Source organism: Chroococcus sp. FPU101 (genome assembly GCF_017312365.1).
Classification (GTDB): domain Bacteria; phylum Cyanobacteriota; class Cyanobacteriia; order Cyanobacteriales; family Microcystaceae; genus Chroococcus.
In genome coordinates, this window is the sequence record NZ_BLJI01000011.1 from 1 (window position 1) to 17,371 (window position 17,371).

23 protein-coding genes and 1 pseudogene are annotated in these 17,371 nt (G+C 37.4%); 13 read left to right on the forward strand and 11 right to left on the reverse strand.

What is annotated here, in order from left to right; genetic code table 11:
- The 5 genes and pseudogenes from CFPU101_RS11670 to CFPU101_RS11690 all read left to right on the forward strand — a co-directional run.
- Positions 1 to 196 (forward strand): annotated as a pseudogene (locus CFPU101_RS11670) (hypothetical protein); the annotation flags it as partial.
- Positions 197 to 204: 8 nt separating this feature from the next.
- The gene (locus CFPU101_RS11675) at positions 205 to 966 is read left to right on the forward strand and encodes an ABC transporter permease (RefSeq protein WP_206815522.1); all 762 of its coding nucleotides are present in this window, start codon (positions 205 to 207) and stop codon (positions 964 to 966) included.
- Between the two features lie 136 nt (positions 967 to 1,102).
- Positions 1,103 to 1,444: a type II toxin-antitoxin system RelE/ParE family toxin gene (locus tag CFPU101_RS11680; protein ID WP_206815523.1), complete on the forward strand. Its 342-nt coding sequence runs from the start codon at positions 1,103 to 1,105 to the stop codon at positions 1,442 to 1,444.
- Between the two features lie 4 nt (positions 1,445 to 1,448).
- Positions 1,449 to 1,763: a helix-turn-helix domain-containing protein gene (locus CFPU101_RS11685; RefSeq protein WP_206815524.1), complete on the forward strand. Its 315-nt coding sequence runs from the start codon at positions 1,449 to 1,451 to the stop codon at positions 1,761 to 1,763.
- Positions 1,747 to 2,067 carry an Rpn family recombination-promoting nuclease/putative transposase gene (locus CFPU101_RS11690; protein WP_206815525.1) on the forward strand — a complete coding sequence of 107 codons (321 nt, stop codon included), beginning with the start codon at positions 1,747 to 1,749 and terminating at the stop codon, positions 2,065 to 2,067. Before CFPU101_RS11685 ends, CFPU101_RS11690 begins: the two co-directional genes overlap by 17 nt.
- 177 nt (positions 2,068 to 2,244) lie before the next feature.
- Here the strand turns inward: CFPU101_RS11690 and CFPU101_RS11695 are convergent, their stop codons facing one another.
- Positions 2,245 to 2,769, reverse strand: coding sequence for a hypothetical protein (locus CFPU101_RS11695; RefSeq protein ID WP_206815526.1), 525 nt, complete (start codon positions 2,767 to 2,769; stop codon positions 2,245 to 2,247).
- A gap of 83 nt (positions 2,770 to 2,852) precedes the next feature.
- On the opposite strand from CFPU101_RS11695, the gene CFPU101_RS11700 reads away from it, so the two are divergent.
- The 4 genes from CFPU101_RS11700 (at position 2,853) to CFPU101_RS11715 (ending at position 4,889) form a co-directional block, all read left to right on the forward strand.
- Entirely contained in the window at positions 2,853 to 3,320 is a 468-nt protein-coding gene (locus CFPU101_RS11700; protein WP_206815527.1) for a helix-turn-helix domain-containing protein, read from the forward strand.
- Between the two features lie 263 nt (positions 3,321 to 3,583).
- On the forward strand, positions 3,584 to 3,784 hold the full coding sequence (locus CFPU101_RS11705; protein WP_206815528.1) for a hypothetical protein: 201 nt from the start codon (positions 3,584 to 3,586) through the stop codon (positions 3,782 to 3,784).
- A gap of 282 nt (positions 3,785 to 4,066) precedes the next feature.
- Complete coding sequence (locus CFPU101_RS11710; protein ID WP_206815529.1) at positions 4,067 to 4,552, forward strand: transposase; 486 nt, start codon at positions 4,067 to 4,069, stop codon at positions 4,550 to 4,552.
- 184 nt (positions 4,553 to 4,736) lie between these two features.
- On the forward strand, positions 4,737 to 4,889 hold the full coding sequence (locus CFPU101_RS11715) for a hypothetical protein (protein WP_206815530.1): 153 nt from the start codon (positions 4,737 to 4,739) through the stop codon (positions 4,887 to 4,889).
- Here the strand turns inward: CFPU101_RS11715 and CFPU101_RS11720 are convergent.
- The 4 genes from CFPU101_RS11720 to CFPU101_RS11735 all read right to left on the reverse strand — a co-directional run bounded on the left by CFPU101_RS11720 (position 4,886) and on the right by CFPU101_RS11735 (position 8,738).
- The gene (locus CFPU101_RS11720; RefSeq protein WP_206815531.1) at positions 4,886 to 5,806 is read right to left on the reverse strand and encodes a cobalamin-binding protein; all 921 of its coding nucleotides are present in this window, start codon (positions 5,804 to 5,806) and stop codon (positions 4,886 to 4,888) included. The genes CFPU101_RS11715 and CFPU101_RS11720 overlap by 4 nt on opposite strands.
- The gene (locus tag CFPU101_RS11725) at positions 5,807 to 5,986 is read right to left on the reverse strand and encodes a DUF2949 domain-containing protein (protein WP_206815532.1); all 180 of its coding nucleotides are present in this window, start codon (positions 5,984 to 5,986) and stop codon (positions 5,807 to 5,809) included.
- Positions 5,987 to 6,358: 372 nt separating this feature from the next.
- Positions 6,359 to 6,880 (reverse strand): DUF2231 domain-containing protein, encoded by a 522-nt coding sequence (locus tag CFPU101_RS11730; RefSeq protein ID WP_206815533.1) that lies wholly within the window; start codon positions 6,878 to 6,880, stop codon positions 6,359 to 6,361.
- A 247-nt stretch (positions 6,881 to 7,127) separates the two neighbouring features.
- Positions 7,128 to 8,738, reverse strand: a complete 1,611-nt coding sequence (locus tag CFPU101_RS11735; protein WP_206815534.1) for an RluA family pseudouridine synthase — start codon at positions 8,736 to 8,738, stop codon at positions 7,128 to 7,130.
- 78 nt (positions 8,739 to 8,816) lie between these two features.
- Here CFPU101_RS11735 and CFPU101_RS11740 point away from each other — a divergent pair, with 78 nt between their 5' ends.
- Positions 8,817 to 9,797, forward strand: coding sequence for an aldo/keto reductase (locus CFPU101_RS11740; protein ID WP_206815535.1), 981 nt, complete (start codon positions 8,817 to 8,819; stop codon positions 9,795 to 9,797).
- Positions 9,798 to 9,800: 3 nt separating this feature from the next.
- Here CFPU101_RS11740 and CFPU101_RS11745 read toward each other — a convergent pair whose 3' ends face one another.
- From CFPU101_RS11745 to psbQ, 3 genes are read right to left on the reverse strand one after another with little or no spacing between them, the layout of a single operon-like run.
- Positions 9,801 to 11,675, reverse strand: a complete 1,875-nt coding sequence (locus CFPU101_RS11745) for a sorbosone dehydrogenase family protein (RefSeq protein ID WP_206815536.1) — start codon at positions 11,673 to 11,675, stop codon at positions 9,801 to 9,803.
- Positions 11,672 to 12,760, reverse strand: coding sequence for an FAD-binding oxidoreductase (locus CFPU101_RS11750; RefSeq protein ID WP_206815537.1), 1,089 nt, complete (start codon positions 12,758 to 12,760; stop codon positions 11,672 to 11,674). The genes CFPU101_RS11745 and CFPU101_RS11750 overlap by 4 nt, the downstream gene beginning before the upstream one ends.
- 60 nt (positions 12,761 to 12,820) lie before the next feature.
- Positions 12,821 to 13,273, reverse strand: coding sequence for a photosystem II protein PsbQ (psbQ, locus tag CFPU101_RS11755; protein ID WP_206815538.1), 453 nt, complete (start codon positions 13,271 to 13,273; stop codon positions 12,821 to 12,823).
- A 156-nt stretch (positions 13,274 to 13,429) separates the two neighbouring features.
- On the opposite strand from psbQ, the gene CFPU101_RS11760 reads away from it, so the two are divergent.
- Positions 13,430 to 14,047: a TIGR04282 family arsenosugar biosynthesis glycosyltransferase gene (locus CFPU101_RS11760; RefSeq protein ID WP_206815539.1), complete on the forward strand. Its 618-nt coding sequence runs from the start codon at positions 13,430 to 13,432 to the stop codon at positions 14,045 to 14,047.
- On the opposite strand, the gene CFPU101_RS11765 is transcribed toward CFPU101_RS11760, so the two are convergent.
- On the reverse strand, positions 14,044 to 14,601 hold the full coding sequence (locus tag CFPU101_RS11765) for a 2'-5' RNA ligase family protein (protein WP_206815540.1): 558 nt from the start codon (positions 14,599 to 14,601) through the stop codon (positions 14,044 to 14,046). The two genes, CFPU101_RS11760 and CFPU101_RS11765, sit on opposite strands and share 4 nt — an antisense overlap.
- A gap of 40 nt (positions 14,602 to 14,641) precedes the next feature.
- Between CFPU101_RS11765 and CFPU101_RS11770 the strand changes: the two genes are divergently transcribed.
- Complete coding sequence (locus CFPU101_RS11770) at positions 14,642 to 14,908, forward strand: YciI family protein (protein ID WP_206815541.1); 267 nt, start codon at positions 14,642 to 14,644, stop codon at positions 14,906 to 14,908.
- Positions 14,909 to 14,915: 7 nt separating this feature from the next.
- On the opposite strand, the gene CFPU101_RS11775 is transcribed toward CFPU101_RS11770, so the two are convergent.
- Together CFPU101_RS11775 and CFPU101_RS11780 are read right to left on the reverse strand one after the other, a co-directional pair.
- The gene (locus CFPU101_RS11775; protein WP_206815542.1) at positions 14,916 to 15,785 is read right to left on the reverse strand and encodes a fructosamine kinase family protein; all 870 of its coding nucleotides are present in this window, start codon (positions 15,783 to 15,785) and stop codon (positions 14,916 to 14,918) included.
- A 54-nt stretch (positions 15,786 to 15,839) separates the two neighbouring features.
- Entirely contained in the window at positions 15,840 to 16,328 is a 489-nt protein-coding gene (locus CFPU101_RS11780; protein ID WP_206815543.1) for a hypothetical protein, read from the reverse strand.
- A gap of 649 nt (positions 16,329 to 16,977) precedes the next feature.
- Between CFPU101_RS11780 and CFPU101_RS11785 the strand changes: the two genes are divergently transcribed.
- Positions 16,978 to 17,370 (forward strand): DUF4278 domain-containing protein, encoded by a 393-nt coding sequence (locus tag CFPU101_RS11785; RefSeq protein ID WP_206815544.1) that lies wholly within the window; start codon positions 16,978 to 16,980, stop codon positions 17,368 to 17,370.
- The last annotated feature ends 1 nt before the right edge of the window (position 17,371 follow it).

The window sequence follows — 17,371 nt, forward strand, 5'->3', positions numbered from 1 at the left end:
ACAATTCGCAACTTGGTATCATGACTTACGTGAAGCAGTATTTTTATCCGATACGGTTTATGTGATGAGTTCTCGTCCCAGTTCCATTATTTATAAGGTGAAAATTGAATTACCGCGTCCTAGAACGTTGGACATGGAATTATCTGATGATTTTAACCACTATTTCTCGAATATTCGTCGTCACATTCAGCACTAGATCAAAAAATGAATAAGTTTATTAAATCAAAAACAGCTAGTTTTGTTTTACCATTTTTAGCAACACTTCTTTTATTTGTAGTCTGGGAATTACTCGTAATCATTTTTAAGATTCCTGCTTTTAATCTTCCCTCTCCCACAAATATGATAGGTGCTTTGTTTTCCTATCGAGAACAGATTTTAATCAACTCATTTCGGACACTTTGGACAACCTTATTAGGATTCGTTTTAGCGGTTGGTGTCGGGGTCGCTTTAGGCTTTCTCATCGGTTATTCAAGACTTGCATATCTCACGCTTTATCCGTTATTGGTGGCATTTAATACCATTCCTAAAGCTGCGATCGTTCCTTTGATGGCGATTTGGTTCGGTGCAAATGCAATTCCTGCAACATTAACTGCTTTTTTATTGGCTTTTTTCCCGATCGCGGTCAATACTGCATTAGGATTAGATACAGTAGAACCTGAGATGAAAGACGTGTTACATTCGATGGGTGCATCCGAAATCGAAATCTTTCAGAAAGTCGGCTGGCCACATACATTACCTTATGTTTTTGCATCCCTTAAAATTGCTGTTTCTTTGTGTTTTATTGGTGCTGTAATTTCCGAATCTGTTGCCTCAAATGCGGGTCTAGGTTACTTAATTGTACAAGCAACTGCTAACTTTGATATTCCTCTTGCTTTTGCTGCTTTATTAGTGTTAGCCATCATGGGGGTTTTGCTGTACGGTTTCTTTGTATTAATCGAGAAAAAAGTTATTTACTGGGTACGCTAATGAGTAAGTATGTATGTTTTAGTAGATGGGCATTGCTCATCTTTTTTTTAGATGACAAAATCCGCAGATATCGGTAGTAAACGATTTTGGTCTGTCACGCCTAACCTAAATATATCAGATATGGTATAAATTAGAGATGAACGAAACGGATAAATCTTTGGTGTGGTTGCATGGTGAAGTCAAAACACCTCCTTTTAGCCAAGAAGCACGGATAGAAGCAGGAGTTTTGCTCAGACGATTGCAGCAAGGCGAAAACTTAGAGCTACCCTACTCAAGACCTATGCCTAGTATTGGAGCGCGATGTCATGAACTGCGGATTCGAGATGCTCAAAAGAATTGGAGAATTATCTACCGTATTGATGAAGATGCGATTTTAATTCTTGAGGTGTTTAACAAAACGACGAGAGCAACACCCATCAGCGTTATTGATACGTGCCAAAAACGCCTAAGCAAGTATGATCAAGACACACAGGATTAAATCTATGAAAGAAGCTAAAAGAAAAAAATTGGAAGACAAAGGCTGGAAAGTTGGAACGGTTTCAGAATTTCTAGACCTTACTCCAGAGGAAACAACGCTTATTGAAATTAAACTTGCACTCAGCCGTCATCTTAAAGAACGGCGACAAAAATCAATGACTCAAACAGAATTAGCAGACAAATTACACTCAAGCCAACCCCGAATTGTTAAAGTTGAAAATGGTGATGCTTCAGTTTCTATTGAATTAATCATTCGAGCGATGTTAGCCACAGGCGCAACTCCTCAAGAAATCGGGCAAGTTATTGCACAAGTGGGCTAGAACTCAAACACTCACAGGGCAACAACTGCGACGTGATGAGACTCTAAACAAGTTAGAACCATTACTTGCATTTTTTGCTACCTTTGTGTTAGGTAGCGAATTAGTACGACAAATGATAAGGTGGGATATGGCAGTATTACGAGAATCACCCTGGTATAACGAGATTTTAGAAGAAGGCATAGAAATCGGAATTCAACGAGGTATTCAACAGAGCATTCGGCAAGAAGTTTTGTCTGGTATTGAACTAGGTTTAGATCTCAAGTTTGGTGATGCGGGACTTCAACTAATGCCAGAAATTCGATAAACTCAAGATGTAGAAATTCTCAAAAGAGTTCGCGAATCTTTGAGAACTGTTAAAACATTAGATGAACTCCGTCAAGTTTATCAAAATTGCTAAGTTTGTGATTTACCTATACAGAGCTACTCTAGGCAAACTCCTTTATACTTTAACTACAGCCCTTAATACAGCGTTGCTCGAAGATTATTTAAAGTTGTTAGCAGCACAAGCCTTTAATCCTTTCAAAACAACATCTGGTCTTCTTGCCATATATAGTGCTTCAAGATCAGTTCGTGATTGTTCAACTGGATAAGAGCGAAGTACTTTTAAATAGTCATTAAGATAACTTGGAGAACCAACTATAGCTATAAAAACTTGATGACTAAGCTCGGACAAAGCAGTTATTTCTTTATTTTCTAATCCATCAATACAATCTTGTACAGTGCGCCAACTCTCATGAGCCAATGTATCAATATACTCTTTTGAATCTTTGTTTGAGCCGCGACAAAGTGTCATTGCATTCTTAACAGGGCTATAAAAACCATATAAAGTTTTTCCTGATTCTGACTTACAAAATTCATGATAAAATGAAACACCGATTTTAGAAAGTGCCATTTGAAATTGATTGACAAGCAACGAATCTTTAGTAGATAGTTTGGGTAAACCTGACTCGCTTAAATATGTTAAATCTTCACAACTACCGTCAGAAAGAATAGCATAGCTAATCATATTACAAGGCTCATGAATATTTTTGGAATTGAGGTTATACTAAATCCGCAAAGCGGAACCCCCTTATCTGATAGACTGTGAAAATGGGAAGAAAAGCACATTTGGAAAATCATCTATCGAGTGAACAACTAAAAGAGCGTTATCGACAGACCTTAGATAAGGTGGAGCCAAGACGTTGGCACTTACTGTGGTTAGTGAGCGAGAAATGGAAAATCAAAGAAGCCGCAGCAGTAGGGTATAACTACGATTACGCCCTGGAAGTAGTCAAAGCGTATAACGAACAAGGAGAAGAGGCTATCAGAAATAAACCGAGGGTGAGCCAGAAAAAATCACTTAAAGCTCTACTCAACGAGGCGCAACTCGAAGAACTTAAGGAAAGCTTGAAGCATCCACCAGTTGACAAAGGAATCTGGATAGGGCCAAAAGTAGCCCACTGGATAGCCGAAAAAATTGGGAGAGAAAAAGTTTGGCCGCAGAGGGGGTGGGATTACCGTTCAAAAGTTTCGTTACTCTCTCAAAGTTCCGAGACCGAAACACCAGAAGGGCAATAAAGAGGAGCACGAACAATTCAAACAAGAACTACCAAAACGAATTAAGGAACTACAAAGACAATATTCCACTGCTCAAATCGAAGTTTGGTCATTTGACGAACATCGATTAGGACTTCTTCCCTATCCTACGCTTCCGTTTGGACACCGCGAGGAGAAAGACCCATCGCTACTGTCAATCATCGTTGCTTTGTGGCTCTATCTTTACAGTTTCGTTCATCCCAAAACGGGTCAGACTGAATGGTTCATCGTTCCTTTGAGTCAATGTGGATTGGTTCAATTTAGTTCTCCAATCTTTTGCACTAGCCGTAGGAGCAGGAAGAGACAAAATTATTCTCTTGATTCTAGATCGTGCTGGTTGGCATATGAGCGCAAAAGTCACCTTACCCGAAGGCTTAATTTTTGAGCCTTTCACAACGTTGCCAAATTCTTACACAGATGCAAACTCAAATTCAAGCTTTGACTAACTATTATTGGTGGCCTGATCCAGAGGCTTTAGAAACTGACTCAAGCTTATCTGTATACAATGGGTAATAAGTTAGGATTTGGTATTATTAGAATCCGATTCAGCATTTGCTACTGTAGATATTACAAATGTTGATGCAGCCGTCACCAATAAAGAAGCTAACTTGCAGAAAGATTTCATTTTTAAGAAAAAAACTTATTTTTATTTATTATTTCTGCTTTTGGCTAATTATATCATTTTGCAAAAGTCATGCTAGACTTAGTTAAAAAGTATAAAGAAAGAAATGACTGGGATACCCAAAATTGAAATAGTCGAAACAGCCGAAGAACTCAGAGATTTGATGAAACGGCAAAAATCAGAGTTAGGGTATGCTAAAGTTCAAGCTCTCTACTTATTGAAGATAGAAGTAGATGAATTCTCTGATTTAAATACTCAATGCTTTGCCCTATTTTTAGAGCTTTTCAGCTGGAACTATTCCGAGGAAATCCAGATTTTACAACTGAATAATGCTTCCAGTCATACCACTAAGAATTTAGTCGTGCCAGACAACATTATTCTTCTTTTTCAGCCGCCTTACACTCCCGAAGTCAATCCAATCGAAAGATTATGGGAACATCTCAAAAGCTTCTTAAAATGGAGAAACTTTGAAAATCTCGATAAGCTAAGAGATGCAGTCAGCCAAATTTTGGCAAAATTTAATAAAGATATTATTCAATCCTTGATAGGATGGGACTTTATTCTTAATGCCTTATCTCTCTCAGGTATTTAGAAAATTGGTATTAGACAGTGATTAGCATCACTACTATAATGTGATTTAAGTTTTGCTACTTTTGTTATATTATTGGATGTTGTAGTGCGTTCACAAAGCTAGTAGTTATGCCTAACATTGCCTACAGCACATATTGAGTTATTACGAGGAATATTTATAATAAAACCCATTTAGAAAATTAGCCATGAGTTTAAAAACCTTAAATGGAACAGAATTAACCAAAATTTTAACAATTGCTCAAAATGGTGAAACAAAACTTAAGGAAATGAGTGATTATGCTACAAAGATGGCTGAAAAATGGAGAGTTAAAACGCTTAATAAAAACGATATAGTTTAGCTAAAAACTTCCCACGCTTTCCCGTGATAGCCAAACGCGAATAGTTCAGGATGTAGGATCTCGGCTAAGATTTCTAGAGAATCAACTAAACGAGGCCCTGGACGATTAAAATAGGCATTACCATCTGTGAGATAAACTTTATTTTGTTGAACGGCTTGTAAATTTTTCCAGTCTGAATGATTTTTTAAAACTTGTGCTTCTTGATGAGTTCTTTCTAAATCAAAACCGCAAGGCATAATAATAATTACATCAGGATTAGCTTTTAATAATTCATCCCAATTAATATAGGGTGAATATTGTCCCGATGATCCTAAAACCGATTTTCCCCCTGCCATTTCGATTAATTCTGGTATCCAGTTTCCAGCACCCATCAATGGTTCTATCCATTCTAAAGCAACAACACTAGGCTGATTTTTTTCTAAAATGTTTTTTGTTTTAGAGGTAATAGATTCTATTCTTTTGTCTAATTCTTGTAAAGTATTCTGATAAGGTACATCTAATGCTTGAGCAACTCGTTTAATATCATCCCAAACTTCATCTAGTAAGTTTGGTTGTAAGGAAATGATTTCGGGATGACTGGATACTAAAGAGTCTACGGCTTTTTTGACATCAGGAAAACTCACCGCGCACACGTCACATTGATCTTGCGTAATAATATGAGTCGGTTGTAATTTTTCGATGATTTCTGTTTCAATTTGATAGATGCTCAGTGCTGATTGTATGAGAGACTGAACATCTGTATCAATTTGAAGACTCGATCGCTGTGTGTTAAGTTTAGCTGATGTGCAAACGGGTAAGCTTTGCACTTCTAAAGGATAGTCGCATTCATGGGAACGCCCCACTAAATGCTCAGTTAGTCCTAAAGCGTAAATGATTTCCGTTGCACTGGGTAAAAGGGTGATGATTTTAGGATTCATCTATGCTGTCTCCAGCACATCAAATATTTGATCGAGTTGCTGAAGATTGACCATTCCATATTGCCACAGAATCATCGGTAGTTGGTTTGGTGCTTGCTTAATTTGTCGCAAAGCAAAGCCAATTTGTTCGGTGGTTAGTCCTAAGTCTTGCTGCAAAAATAAAAATAAGGTTTCACTCATTTTAGATAATTTCCATTTATATAATTAGAGGTTTTGTGATCACGAATTGGTACTGGAATGAATTCTGATGCGGTCTGTTCTTGAGAATAGTATTTTTGTACGCATAGAATGATCGCAATTAATGTAACTACGAATGTGTATATTAAAAGCATTTTGGTTATTCTCCCAATTTTTGTAAACTTATGTAAAGAATTCTAATGTTTCTGAAACAAATTTGCAACCATCTTAGGGAAGATACCTGAGTCTTTCGTTCATACCACCATAATCGGGAATCGTGAAGAACTAGGATAGATCAATTGTTTGTGAAAAAACCCTAGCCCGAAAGCCAGGGAGAAAAAGACGCTAAAATTCTTAAAGCTTGATGCAACTTTCTTAAGGTCTGCTGTTTGGCCCATTACCAATGACAGCGACTTTGTGCCGATAAATTAATTCAGCACCAAACCACCCAGTAACCCCTAAAAGAGTGCCAACAACTAAGGAGATAAGTAACCCTACTGGTACGATCGCACCCTCTACGTTATTCCATCTTAGAATTAAATTAATTAAAGAAAGCACAATAGCCGCAATATTGCCGATGAGGTGTATCCATCCTGCACTATGTTGTCTGACGCGCTCAATTCTTAAAAAATCAGCTAAACCTGTTGCTGCTGCGACTAAACTTGTTACTACACCAGCAAGAATTAACCAATATGAGCCTTTAGCCCAGAAAAGATCACCTGTTAACCAGTATGCTAAATCAGTGACTAAAGCTCCAGTTAAAAAAGCAATTGGAAAGGTAACAATCAGTGGATGAAGTGGATGTTTTGCGATCGCTACTGTGCTAGGTACACCACTATCGAGAAACTCTCTTTCATCACTTTCAACAATGGGGGGAATATTAGGTGTTTGTGTCATAATTTTGTATCTAAGATTTTTATAATTCCTACATCATGGCTTAATTAACAAGTTCTTTTGTCTCTTTAGCTCATAGAAAAAAGCACATAAAACAACTACTTAACTTTTGTTTTCATTGCCTTAGAAGTTAATCTAGCAATAACAGTCTAAAATAAAAACTTCCTTTTTAAGTATTTAAACATCGTAAAAATCTATCGCAAGAAGACAAAAATAATATCTTTAGACAGATGCAAAATTTAAAGGTATGCTAAGTAACACGAATTAAAATTTTAAAAGGGGTTTGTGATTTTAAATGTAAAATTTGATGCGTTTGAGGATGTTCAAACTTTAATTCTCTTGCGTATAAATGTAAACGGCTAGATGTTGTAGAATCACCGTAAAGCCGATCGCCTAAAATTGGACATCCTAGCCCTTTTGCATCAGCCGAATGTACTCTAATTTGATGAGTGCGTCCCGTCAATGGATAAAATTCAATACGAGTATATTGTTCATCTCTACTCATCACTTTAAAATGAGTTACACTGATTTTTCCTTTTTCAAAATCTACGATTTGATAAGGGCGATGTTCAGGATTTCCCCATAATGGTAACTCGATGACTCCCTCATTTTCTTTCACTGAACCTACCAGTAACGCTTCATAAACTTTATAGATTTTTCGCTCTTGAAATAGTTTACTCAACTGGCGATAAATTAGCATATTTCGAGCTAATAGTAAAATACCTGATGTGTCTAAATCTAAACGATGTACTGCTATTAATTCAGGAAAACCTTGTTTTAATCGATTTAGTACACTATCTTGATTATCTCGATAACGTCCTGGTACTGATAATAATCCTGATGGTTTCTCTACTGCAATTAACCATTCATCCTCATAAATTATTTTTACTTCAATTTCTTTTTTAAGAGTTTCTTTTCTGTTTATAGAATGGTGAAGATTAGAGTTAGGTAAACCTGATAATAAAAAACCCATTAATGGCTGACAGCGTTCAACACAAGCACCATAAAACTCACCCTGTATTTTATCTAGATTTGATTCACCCCACCAAAATTCTGCCATTGTAAGAGGTTTTAATCTCTGTGTTGCTGCATAGTGTAATAGTTTTGGGGCGCAACAATCCCCCGTTCCTGTTGGTAAAAACCCTTGACTCATCAATTCTTCTAAAGATTTAGTTTGCCCTAAAAAATTAGTCAGAGAATACGCGGAATACATCTGAGTTTGTAGTCTACGCGAAAGGATTTTACGTTGTTGTTTGAGTTCGTGTATTCGTGTATCTGCTTGTGTGATGACTTCTTGTAGTGGTTTTAAAGCGTTATCTCGTTCGTGTTTAAGTTTTTTTCGTTCTATTCCGTCTAACTGACTTTGTTGATCGAATATTTTAGAATCAGTAGGATGATTTTGACGCTGTTGGTGACGTTCTTGTTTTCGTTGCTGATGGAGTAAGATTAACTTTTGTAAACGTGTCACATATTCTTGGTTTAGTGTTTCATATTGCTGGCGTTCGGGTAGAGTTTGTAAAGTAAGCAGTTCTTGTTTAATCTCATCTAAAATACTTAGTGTGCGACCTGCTTCTAAAGCAACTTGTTCTCGCCCTGGAATCGGTGGCACCCAATCTTCTACAATAGAATGACCATTGAGTAATCCTGAGAACGCTTTGAGGATCTTTTTTTCACCTGAAGGCGTTTCTACTAACAGTACGCCATACATTTTACCTTCACAGGAATAACGTTCATCGGTGGCGAGATCTTGCATGAGACGAAATGCGATCGCTTCTACTTCGGTTGTACGTGGTAATCTAAGTAAAGCCCTAGTTTGCGGACATATTCCCTCATACCAATAGGTGACAACATCATTTAGCATGACTTTTTTATGATTGTCTTGTGTCTACCTCTAAGCTATCCTTAGCGCATTAGTATTTACACTTATAACAAAAAAAATATGCAAACTAGCCAATCTATTTATCTTCCTATTATGGGATGCGGTACTTGGGCGTGGGGAAACCGACTATTGTGGGGATATGATCAAAGTATGGATAGCCAGTTACAGGATGTTTTTAACCTGTGTGTCAGTAAGGGTGTAACCTTATTTGATACGGGTGATTCTTATGGTACTGGTAAATTAAACGGACAAAGTGAGAAACTGTTAGGACAATTTTCTCATGATTATTCTGGTGTCAATCAAGATAAAATCTGTATTGCGACAAAACTCGCTGCTTATCCTTGGCGACTCACTAGACAGTCGATGGTGAAGGCGTGTCAAGCTTCGGCGAAACGGTTAGGTAGAAATGTTGATTTAGTACAAATGCACTGGTCTACGGCGAATTATGCACCTTGGCAGGAAGAAAGATTATTAGATGGTCTAGCAGATTTATATGAACAGGGTTTAGTCAAAGGTGTCGGTTTATCCAATTATGGGACAAAACGACTCAAATACGTTCATGAAAAATTGTCTAAACGCGGTGTTCCCATTACAACATTACAGGTTCAGTATTCTTTGCTGTCTACCTATCCTGTAACAGAATTGGGATTAAAAGATGTTTGCGATGAATTAGGAATTAAACTAATTGCTTATAGTCCTTTAGCTTTAGGAATACTGACAGGAAAATATGGACAAAATAAACCTTTACCTAATGGAATACGCGGGTTATTATTTCGGCAACTTTTACCCAAAATTCAACCGCTTTTAGACTGCGTAAGAGAAATAGCCTTATCTCGACATAAAACTCATTCTCAAGTCGCGCTTAACTGGTGTATTTGTAAAGGGACATTGCCGATACCTGGGGCAAAAACTGTAATACAAGCACGAGAAAATATTGGGGCGTTAGGTTGGTCTTTGAGTGATGGGGAAATTACAGAACTTGATCGTATTGCTGCTAGTTTAGAAAAGAAAATGGTACAAAATATCTTTCAAACTCGTTAAAAATTATCTTCCTTCGGTGCGACCATACAGGATATAGTCTTCAAAACCACTACTTAAAATATTATTCTGAACCGCATTAGCAACATCAGGATATTGAGTTAGATATTCATTTTCATTAAATATACTGCTAGGATTGCGTCTTTCTGATTGTCCAAAAAGAATATAGTGATCAAATCCACTGGCAAATTGACCAGAATTAACTGCAACAGCTACATCGAGATACTGTTGAAGATAATAGGCTTCATTGTAAAGTGATAATGTGGGTAATCTATTTTCAGCCTCACCATATTTGATATAGTGTTCAAAACCACTTTGCAAACCGCCTTGTATTACCACATTCGCCACATCTGGATTATTGTTTAAATAAGATTGTTCATTAAACTGTTCACTAGGATTTCTTGCCTCGTTTTGACCAAAATACAGATAATGCTCAAAACCACTGCTAATTTGATGATTTGTTACTGCATTAGCTACATCAGGATTTTGGGATAGATAAAAAGTTTCATTGTAAAGAATACTCGGATTACGCCCTTCATATTGACCAAAATTGATAAAATGCTCATAACCACTAGCAATTAATCCATTATTAACGGCCGCTTTAACATCAGGATAGAGATTGAGATAATAAGTATCATCATACAAATTAGCGATCGGTATATTAGCAATTTCAACAGGAGTATAATTAATTGTCCCCGCAAACCCTGACTGTGCGAGTTTTTCATAGGAAAAAAAGTCTACAATGGCACTCGGATTAATAACCGTTGCTTCAATCCTAAAAATATCACCATCAAGACTAACAATATATAAATTTCCTAGCGTATCTTGACCAAATGATGCTATGTCAGTAATTGTTCCCGTATCAGGTGTTAATTCCGCAGTACGATCGCGTTGTTCTTGAATGGTTATACCATCATAGCGAAATGACCAAATCTTGTTTGTAACAAAATCACCAAAAAAATAAGTTCCTTGAAGTTCGCTAACAGAACCGCGATAAACATAACCACCAATCACAGAAAAACCTGTAGGATGTTCATACTGATAGATCGGATCAACTAAATTAGCTGGTGGGTTATTAATATTATTTAGGCTTCCTTCTCGCAGATTCCAGCCATAATTTTCGCCACCTGAACTAGAATGAGATTGGAAGTTAATTTCTTCCCATGTATTCTGACCCACATCACCAATATAAAGATCACCTGTCAGTTGATCAAAACTAGAACGCCAAGGGTTACGGAGTCCATAAACCCAAATTTCGTTACTAAAAGGATTATTAGCGGGAATTGTATAATTACGGTTAGCTTCATTGGGAAAAGCATCGGCATTCACGTCAATTCGCAATATTTTGCCCAATAGATTATCCGTTATATCCTGCGAGTTATCCGAAAAACTGGGTATTCCTGGTTGATAACCTGAACCCCCACCATCTCCAGAAGCAATATATAGATAGCCATCCGAACCAAAATCCATCCAACCCCCATTATGATTTTGTGCGGGTTGGTTAAAAGTTAAAATAGTGCGGGCTGTATTCGCATTGGCAATGTTAGGATCAGAACTAACTTGATATTCTACTATTTTGGTTTGACCTGCATTTTCCCCACCAGGCGCAGTATAGTTGATGTAAAATTTGCCATTATTTTGATAGTCTGGAGGAAACGCTAAACCGAGTAATCCTTGTTCAAAACCTGCTGCTAGTAAGTCATCATCATCAAGGTTTAGAAATGGTGTGCTTAAAACAGTATTCGTGTTTAAATCAAGAATTTTAATTTCACCTGTTTTTTGCTCAACAATAAACAGTCTTCTGGGATCATTAGGAGGTGCAACAACAAATAAGGGGCGATCTAATCCTGTTACAATACGTTGAGTGCTTAGTTCTATCATATTGCTCCAATCATTTCTTTTATGATCTGTGCAGTAGCGGGAGCCAATAAAACCCCATTTCGATAATGACCCGTTGCTAAAAGTACATTATCATAAAAGTCTAAGGGTTTAATGACAGGTGCCGCTTGTCCAACTGGACGTGGGCGTTTTCCTGACCAAGTTTTAATAATTTCACCCTTTTTTAGTTCGGGACAAAATGCGATCGCTTGTTCTTTCACCCATTCTAATAAATTTGCATTCGCTTCATCACTAAATTCTACGGTTGCCCCAATCCAATATTCTCCAGATCCCAAGGGTACAATATGGACATCATCCCCTGTCATCACGGGTTGAAAGGCTACATTTCCCATCGTCTGAGGTAGTTTGAGATGAATCGCTTGCCCTAACACGGGTTGAATGTCTACGGTTTGCGCTAAAGATGTGGTTAGTAATTTTGAATCAATTCCTCCCGAAACAATCACCCAATCTGCATCAAATATACCCCTATCCGTCTGAATTTGACTACAATGGCTATTATTATCGTTATTTAGCGGTTTTATAGTAAAATTTTGAACTTTTTGACCAAAAATACAGTTAACCCCCTTGATTGAGGCTCCAGTGATCAGGGCTTGGGTTAAAAGAGTAGGATGCACTTGACGATCGCTCTTGGAATAAAGCGCACCTAAGATTTGATCGTTTTGAACTTGCGGACAATGTTTTAATAATTCTTCAGTTGTCCACAGTTCTAAATGCCAACCTTGGGTATGACGAATCTTAACTAATGTTTGCCACTTATCTAAATCATCTTGAGTCAAACCTAACATCACTATCCCTTGACGATTATAGGGAATTGTTTGACCCGTTAGTGATTCTAATTCAGAGATTAGCGTTTCGTAGCGTTTTAAGCTATTTTCCCGCAGTTTCCAAGCGCGTCCTTTTACTTTTTGGCTAATTGCTCCCATTAATACACCAAGTGCGGCACCTGTTGAACCTGAAGCACTTTGATGTTGTTCGATGAGAGTAATGTCTAAATGAGCGCTCGTACTGAGTTCATAGGCGATCATCGCGCCGACGATTCCACCGCCAATAATAACAATTTTGGTCATAAAAAAAACAAATAATAAGGGCTTCTATACCTTACTATTTGTCTTTTGATTATCCTATGACTAGCTATTAGCCGTTGGAAGTAAATTTAGGAAACTATCAAAGTCTTTGAGGGCTTCTTTAAATTGAGTGTAGGCTAAATCAGCATTCTTATCTTTAGCAGCAGCGTCAATCCGTTCAAAATGACCAAACACCTCTTTTGCTAAATCAGCCGCTTTTTCTTGATCCTTGGGTAGAAGACTACGAGAAAGATTAAGCATTTGTAATCTTAACCCTCCCAAGGGCCCGTGAATATAGGTACGTGTATCTACCCAATTCTTTTTAGCAATCAAGTCAGCAACGATCGCCATTTTTTCCCGTGCTTCAGTGATTGGAGTAATATAAACTTGCAATTGCTCAATTTTCTCAGGGGTATAAGTTGGAGGAACTTTGACTTCTGGAGATCCACCACAGCTTACGAGAAAGGTGGTTATTAAGACCAAAACTAAAGTTAAAATCGACCGAAAACGTAGCATCACTGTATGGTAACTCTTTAAGGTATTCAATGTCATTATTGATTGTCTCAGGAATTCGTCACTTTTTGACCGATCAAGATTGAAAAAATTTAGCTGATTACAATGGATATTGTTGCGAAACCTGTTGGCTAAAAAATTTCTGGTGTACTAAGTATAATGGCTTATCAAAATAAATTAATTATCTTCACCCGCTATCCCGAACCAGGTAAAACTAAAACCCGTTTAATTCCTATTTTGGGTGAAGAGGGTGCATCAAACCTACACCGTCAACTGACTGAAGCAACCTTTAAGATGATTCAACCTTTGATTAATAATGATTTTCTCTCGCTAAAAATTTGTTTTACGGGTGGAAATCAAGAATTAATGGAAAATTGGTTAGGGAAAGATTTAAGTTATCAAAATCAGTATGGAGAAGGATTGGGCGATCGCATGAAATTCGCTTTTGAAACGGAATTCCGTGATAGGATGACTCAAGTGGTGATCATTGGTACAGATTGTCTTGAACTCAACGAAAATATCATCCGACAGGCGTTTGAATCATTAGCTAAATCTGATTTAGTTTTAGGCCCTGCACAAGATGGGGGTTATTATTTGATTGGTCTTAAAAAAGTCTATGCCGAGTTATTGACCGATATTGCTTGGGGAACCGATACCGTTAAGAAAAGAACATTAGAAATTGCTCACAACTTAAATTTAAAAACCTTTTTACTACCGATGCTCCAAGATCTTGATCGTCCCGAAGATCTACAACAATATTACACAAAAAACAATTAAATCGATTTAAAATCATACTCCTCTAAAACGTTCCATTTACCATTTTTAGAGATTAATAAACTAAGTTGCTCAACTACAAACTCTTCATGGAATGATTGATGAGAGAATTCTGACCATGCTCTGGTAAAATTATCTTTAGTTAAATCTCTAAAACCGACGGTTAGATGAGGTGCAAAGGGACGATTTTTAGAAGGTTGATGAATAATGCCTAAATGAGCCTCCAAAAAATTCATTAAATCATGTTGTATCTTTAACAATTCAGGCGTTTTCATAACATTAATATAAATAACTCTTGGCTTAAATGCACCAAATCCATCGAGTATCATGGGAATTGGAGCATAATTTTGTACAAAGCTTTGTAAAAGTTGCGTAAGGTTTTGTAAATTCTCTTCTCTCCATTCAAAAGGAGGTTGTAATGTAATATGAGGAGGAGATTTTTGAGCCGCCCGACTTTGATAAAACGTGGCAAAATGTTCTTTTATTTCATGAGCAGCTTGTTGTACTGTCTTAGGTGGTAACAAAGCAATAAAAAATAAGTTTTGATTCGATTTCATTGATATTTTGTTTTACTTTAGTTGACTTATTGATTAAAATATGCCTTGGTTTGTCAAAATAGAAAAAGGAATTGTTGATAAAAAAACCTTTGATCAATATGTGCCAGCCCATAAAGCCTATGTCCATGATCTGATCGCAAAAGGACATCACGCAAAAACAGGTTATTGGCAAGAATTTGGCGGCGGAATGCTACTTTTTACAGCCAATTCGCTACAAGAAGCTAAAACAATTGTCGCACATGATCCCCTAATTCAAAATCATTGTGTGGAATACGAGTTACATGAGTGGCATATTGTTGTTGAATAATTTTATTCTATCTTTTCGCTAAAATCTGCTGTAACATTTGATTTGCTTGGGTACCATAGCCCCCACCAAACAAATTAAAATGATTGAGAATGTGATACAGATTATAAAGAGTTTTACGACGTTGATAGCCATCACTTAGGGGAAAAACTTGATTGTAGCCTCGATAAAATGCGGCAGGAAAACCCCCGAATAATTCAGTCATTGCTAAATCGACTTCACGATCGCCATAATAAGTAGCAGGATCTAAAATGACGGGTTCTCCTGTTATTGTAACGGCTGCATTTCCAGACCATAAATCACCATGAACTAAAGACGGTTGCGGATGATGGTTACTTAAAGACTCAAGAACCGCAGGAAGGACTAAACTTTCGCTTGGAAAGCCTCCCCCGCGTTTTTTCGCTAATCTTAACTGATAGCCGATGCGATACTCAGTAAAAAAATCAGCCCACTGGTCTGTCCAAGTGTTAATTTGAGGGGTTGAACCAATTGTATTATTACATTCCCAACCAAATTTAGACACTCCCCCCACCTGATGTAAGGCGGCTAATTTGCGCCCCATTTCTTCCCAAGAAGTGTTATCACCACGTCCAAATTCCAACCATTCTAAAACCAAAAAGCTAGAACTATCACTCAGCCCCCAACAAACAGGCTGAGGTACCCGTATCGTGTGAGTCGCTGACATTTGCTGTAGTCCAGAAGCTTCTGCTGTGAACATCGCCAGTTGTGCCGCGCTGTTGATTTTGACAAAGTACGTTTGTTCTAGATTTGATACTGCGTAACCTTGATTAATACAGCCACCACTCACAGGACGAGTTTTTTCAATTTGAAAAGATTTCCCCGTCGCTTGTGTAATTTGTTCAGCAATTTGATTCCACATTGATTTTAATGTAGTCAAAAAAAGGGTAGGAATAAACCCACCCTTAATATTTATTTAGCCTTTTTTGCTTGGAACTTTGGCTTGTCGTGCCATTTCCTTGAAAGTATTTAAACTAGGGCCAGGTGTGCGACGGGACATCGTAGAGGCTACCGTAGACTTACTTGCAAAAGCGACCTCAGTTGGGTCAACTTTTCCGTTTTGGCTAACGGTTGGTGCGGGTTTAGTTTCAGCAACGGGTTTAGCCTCTGCTGCGGGTTTACCTTTTTTATCTTTGATTGAGGTTTTCTTTTCTTTTGCTTTAGGTGCAGCTTTTTCAGCTTTAGCGTTGTTAACAGCTTTAGCCGCCTTGGCTTCTACAGCTTTTACTGCTTTTGCTGGTGCATCGGCTTTTGAGTCAACAACTTGGCTAATAGTGTCGGTCGTTTTCTCAATAGCTTTTTCTGCTTGTTCTACTGCTTGCCCTACTACATTTGACGCGTCTTCTTTAAGTTCTCGAAAAAATTTATCTCTTTTACCAAATAGTCCTTTTAACTTTTCTAACATTGAAGTTGACTCCGAATACAACAATAATTAGGAACAATGGATATAAAATATCTGTCACTTGCTGACCAAAAATGGACTTTCTTTAAAGGCAGATATTCAACAATTGATTTGATGAAAGATAAAGTAACGATTTGTTACAGTCTTTTTCAACAATCCTTAACGAAAGTTAACTCTTTTTCCAAAAGGGAAAAGAGAGCTAAACGGAAAAAATATTTTTATTTGACTTTCACTCGTGGAAATCGAGTTAGCCGCAGGCACTGCCTTTGTAAGGCAGTGTATCGGCTGACCTTTTCTATACATTAGCGGTCTTAGGCCCGTGAAAGCAAGTGATTACCTTATATATTCCCCGTATTAGATCAAGCCAGATGGCAATCACTTTGACAATTCATTGTAATAAATTTTAATGTTGTCACGTCAGATGACTAACTTTACCCTATTTTAAGTCAACAAACTTCACACTATTAAGTTATGTAAAAAAAGCGAAATTACATTCTCATCTAGGGATCTCTTAAATAAAGGATAAAGTCATTTTTGTTATTGCTTAATGACTTTTGTCCAAAAAAAGACTAGAATGTAAAAATAGATACAGATTTTTTAAAAGTTTTATCTGCAAAAAACACGTTTAAGATCAGACTAAGGAGAGATGACAATGAAATTATCTTATCGGGGTGTCCATTATGAGCAAGTTCCCCTAGCCCTCGATATAAATGAGGGAGAGATTGGCGGAAAATATCGGGGACAAGACTGGAAATATCATTACCCTCGTCACATACCCCAACTACAGCCGAAGCTCTATCGTCAGTATCGCGGAGTCGCTTATAGTAGCCGTCCTAATTTGGCAACCGAAACAGCTACACTAACTTGTTCAATACCTAATACTCAATCTATTGCTATTGTCAGTGATGAAGTGAGTCAAGTTCATCTAGAGACAATTCGTCGTCGTTTAGAACGTCGTTTAGAAATTGCCTTAGCGAAAGGGGATACGGAATTAGTTCATTTACTCCAACAAGAATCCCAAGCCCTGAAACTGCCGTTTATTTAAC